Raw genomic sequence first — 720 nt, forward strand, 5'->3', positions numbered from 1 at the left:
CCGCCACCACTGCGGTTGTCATCACGGCGGAAACCGCCACGGTCACCGCCACCACTGCGGTTGTCATCACGGCGGAAGCCACCACGGTCACCGCGGTCGTCGCTGCGTCGGTCATCGCGTCGGGGTGCGTAGCTGCTGCCGCGGTTGTCGTCGCGGCGCTCTACGCGCTCCCCACGGTCCCCGCGGTCATCGCGCCGGAAGGCAGGCCGGTCACCGTCACGCCGGAACCCACGGTCACGGTCGTCCCGACGAGGCCCAGCCGGCCGGTCATCACGACGGAACGGAGGACGAGCCCCACGATCCCCACCACGGTCGCTGGCACCGCCACGGTTGTCATCACGCCGGAAACCACCGCGATCCCCGCCACCACTGCGATTGCCACCACGGTCGTTGCCGCCGCGGTCGTTCCCACCACGGTTGTCGTCGCGGCGGAAGCCACCGCGTTCCCCCCGGTAGCCTCGATCGCCACGGTCACCACTGTCCCGTCGTTGCTGGTCGCGCTCCGGTCGGTCGTCGGGAGAGTTGGTGGACATGGTGACTCCTGTCTTCGGCACTGCAAGCATTCTAAAAACAAAAGGACCCCTGGTCCCAGCTGAACGCTGGGACCAGGGGTCCTCCAAATATTGTTCGGCGGTGTCCTACTCTCCCACAGGGTCCCCCCTGCAGTACCATCGGCGCTGTAAGGCTTAGCTTCCGGGTTCGGAATGTAACCGGGCGTTT

Annotated in this window: 1 protein-coding gene and 1 rRNA gene; both read right to left on the reverse strand. The window is 67.1% G+C overall.

The window, feature by feature from the left end:
- Positions 1-160: 160 nt before the first annotated feature.
- Positions 161-469, reverse strand: a complete 309-nt coding sequence (locus ACZ48Z_RS02835) for a hypothetical protein (protein WP_468733979.1) — start codon at positions 467-469, stop codon at positions 161-163.
- A gap of 156 nt (positions 470-625) precedes the next feature.
- A 5S ribosomal RNA gene (rrf, locus tag ACZ48Z_RS02840) occupies positions 626-720 on the reverse strand; the annotation flags it as partial.

This window comes from Streptomyces sp. NPDC031225, from assembly GCF_055570355.1.